Origin of the sequence: Steroidobacter sp., assembly GCF_016790065.1 — a bacterium.
Classification (GTDB): Bacteria; Pseudomonadota; Gammaproteobacteria; order Steroidobacterales; family Steroidobacteraceae; genus Steroidobacter.
The window spans coordinates 1-3,558 of sequence record NZ_JAEUPY010000008.1; the positions used below are offsets into that span (position 1 = coordinate 1).

The following is a 3,558-nucleotide window of genomic DNA, read 5'->3' on the forward strand; positions in this document are numbered from 1 at the left end:
CGTATCCAGCTCACCCATGATGAACAGCGTCGGTGCGCGCCACGTGTCAGTGTGAGAAGTCGATGACGACTGGAACGCCAGGTCTTCGATCTTGATTTGCTCGGACAGGCGAATGTACGGCGGCGGCTCGCTCGGCCAATCGGCCGTCTCGCCATCCTTTTTCATTTCCACGACCCAATCGGCGACGCCACTCATGTGCACGCCGGCTGCGTAATCGTTCGGCAACCGGCTCAGCGCCAGTCCAACGATGTGACCGCCATAAGAGTGACCGACGATACCGATGCGCTTCGAATCGACGTCCGGTCGCGACTTCAGATAGCGCGCCAACGCGGCGAGGTCTTTCACTTCGCTGCCGCCAGTAGCGCCGCGCTCTTTAGGCAGACGATAGTCCAGACCGAAGTTACTACCGCCGCGGTAATTGATCTCCAGGAAAATAAAGCCCTTGCTGGCCGCGTACTGACCCAGCGATGTGTACGGACCGTAACCTCCGCCTGGGAACACGCGACCGGTCGGCCCACCTTTGCTCGACACAATCACGGGATAGCCGCCTTTAGGCGCGGGGCCTCGCGGCACCATCATCAAGTGCTGAGACACGATGCCGTCGTCGGCCCGCACCGGCACCACTTCGACGTCCACGAAGTCATTCCAGATCTTTTCGTACTTGCGTGCTTCTTCAGCCCGCGGCGTCAGATTCACGACTCGCTTGCCGACTTGCACCACACGCCGATTCGGCATTCTGCCGTTAGTGTTCGCGATGTAGACCGCGGCACCGTCAGCGGTCAGATGCACGTTGCCATCCGTTCCCTGCCCTTGTGTGAGACGTTGCGGCTTGCCGCTGTTCAAGGACAACTGCCACGCGTGCAGACGCGCCACATCGCCGATGTTAGAGTTGTAGACAACGCTATCGCCGTTGGCACTCAACACCGGCGCGAACACTTCGCCTTCACCCGGCGTCAACAAGGTCGGCTTGCCGCCGGTGGCAGGTATGGAATACAGCTGCTGCCAACCGGTCTTTTCCCAAAGAAACAAAATGTTCTTGCCGGCCCACAGCGGCGCGCTCAGGTCCGGTGGCGGTAAGCTGCCAACGCCTTCATCGGCGCGCCACAAAGTGCGAACGTCGCCTGTGTTCGGGTCGGCAAGCTGCAAACTCCACGGCACAGCGGCGCCGGTCTCAGTAAACCGATACGCCATCGTGAAGTTAGCGGGAATGCGCGTGAACACCAGCTGCTTGCCATCCGGCGACCAGGTCGGCTTGCCGTCGTCGAAGATTCCCGGCGACAGGTAGCGATGTTTCAGCGTCTTTAAATCGACCACCGCGACATAGCGCTGACCGGCCTTGCGGAGACTGCTGAACGCAATCTGCGTGCTATCGGGCGAATACACGATGTCGCCCAAGCTGACCGCCGCGTAGTGCTCGGCGCTGTTCTCTAATAACGGCCGCTTCACCCAACCTTCGGCCTGCTGACGAAACTCCCACAGCATCTTGCCTTCGGTAAAGGCGAAGGCCCGACCATCGGGAGCAAACACGAAATCCCCGGGAACGTCGGCGCCGCTGACGATGCGTTTTGTTTCGCCCGTCGAGACATCGACTTGCCACAGCTGCCGCGTGTCCTGCCCAGCATGCGGCCCGAACCCGGGACTCTTACGTCCGCGACTGAAGAAAATCGAGCGACCATCCGGCGAGGCCACCGTGCCTTTGGCACCGGCGTTGTCCGAGGTCAGTTGTTTGGCTTTGAAGTCTGGCGGAAACGCGATGAACAGGTTGCCACCCTCGCTCCATGCGACGTACTTGCCGTGCCTCGTGGCAATCAGCGACCAATCCTCCCAGTAGCCCATCGAGTCGTGCGCCTCGATGGCCTGCGGCAAAGTGAACTTGTCGGGCGTCGACGCCCATGCCGCCAACGGCAGCAACCACAATGCGAATGACGAAACCCTGATCATCGATTGCCCTCGGCTGAATGTTGAGTCCGCTGCGTCGAACGCAGGTAGCGGTCTCGCAATTGGGTCTGACGCGATTCCATCGGCATGGCGCGTCCATCGATCCAGACCTGATCCGGCGCGCTGTGCAGATCGAGCGGATCCGCATTCCAAATCACTAGATCCGCCGACTTACCGACCGCGATGCTGCCGCGCTGGTCGTCGACTCCGAATATTTTTGCGGGGTTGATGGTGATGGCGGCCAGCGCAGCGTTCCACTCCAAGCCTTGCGCGACGGCGTTGCCGGCGCTCTGACGAAGTTTGCGTGCCTCGGTTTGCGGCTTCCCTACCATGAACGCGATGAGCACCCCGGCTTTCTGTAACAACACTGCGTTATCCAAACGGGGCTGCAGGCTGTCCGCACCGTCGGGCAGATTTTCCAATGGATCGAGCACGACCGGCACTCGCGCTGCCGCCAACTCGTCGGCAACCATCCAGGCTTCGGTGCCACTGACGATCACCAGCTTAAAACCTATCTGACGCGAGACTTCGATCAGTCGACTGATCTCAACAGCACGGTCGACGCGCACCACGACACGTCCGCCTTTCAGATAGCGAGCCAGAACTTTCTTGCCGTCGACGGATAACAACGAGTCGGGGCCTGGTGTGCCGGACGAACGCGCTTCTGCGAAGGCCTTCTGTAATGACATGAGCACCGCTGCGCGACTGCCGCCGAACTTGCTGGCCGACGCTGCACTCATCTCCAAAAACAACGTGGTGCTACTCGGCCAAACCGAACGCGTCGCACCGTCCAGTGTGACTGCCGCACCTTGCCCTGCCATGAAAGAGTCGGACGCTCCTGGCGCCAGCACGGTCCAGGTCACACCTTCGATGCGAGCTACCGGAATGTTGATGGAGCGCGGATTGAACGCGATGCTGGCATCGAACTCAGGATGCAAACGCACCCCTTGCGAGTTGTCGGCACGCAGACTGGAATCGTACTGCCCGAGTTCATCCACTCCCAAGCCACCGAGACTGCCAAAGATGCCGGGCGTCACCGGTCGGCCGTTGGCTTCGACGATCGGTATAGCGTTCGGAGCAGCCAGATCGGACCCAATGGCCGCGACCTTGCCATTGCGCACCAGCACGTCAGTCCGCGTTTTTGGCTGCGAATGTTCCAAGGTATGAACGGTCGCGCCGCGGATCAACACATCCTGCGCAGAAGCGCCGCTTGAGAGTGTCATGGCCACGAGGACGGCTGCAGACAATAGCGAAGCCTTCATAGCGAGCGCTCCTCGGTTGAAAAACCAAGCGAGAAGTCGGAGGCCGGCGTCGTGCGCCGCTGCGAGCGGTCGAACACTTCCGCACCGTCGATGAACACTCGCTCCGCCAAAGCGTATGCGCTGAACGGATTGCCGCTCCAAACCACCACATCGGCCATCTTGCCGCTTTCCAGCGAACCGGTGCGCGACTCGATGCCCAACGCTCGAGCGGAATTCAACGTGAGCCAGCGAATCGCGCGCTCCGGCGCGATCGGCCAACCGAGCCGGCCGCTACGAAACATTGCTTTAGCCGCCTCTTGATTCAGCCGCTGCACATCGTGGGGGGAATCCGAATGCACTATGGCGCAGCCTTCAGCCG

3 protein-coding genes are annotated in these 3,558 nt (G+C 60.9%); all 3 read right to left on the reverse strand.

Annotated elements, in window-relative coordinates:
• On the reverse strand, positions 1-1,941 hold a 1,941-nt coding region (locus JNL55_RS00105), incomplete at its 3' end, for a S9 family peptidase (protein ID WP_293848055.1).
• Positions 1,938-3,161, reverse strand: coding sequence for an amidohydrolase family protein (locus JNL55_RS00110; protein WP_293848057.1), 1,224 nt, complete (start codon positions 3,159-3,161; stop codon positions 1,938-1,940). The genes JNL55_RS00105 and JNL55_RS00110, both read right to left, overlap by 4 nt.
• Before the next feature lie 35 nt (positions 3,162-3,196).
• The coding region (locus JNL55_RS00115; RefSeq protein ID WP_293848058.1) for an amidohydrolase family protein at positions 3,197-3,558 on the reverse strand (362 nt) is incomplete at its 5' end.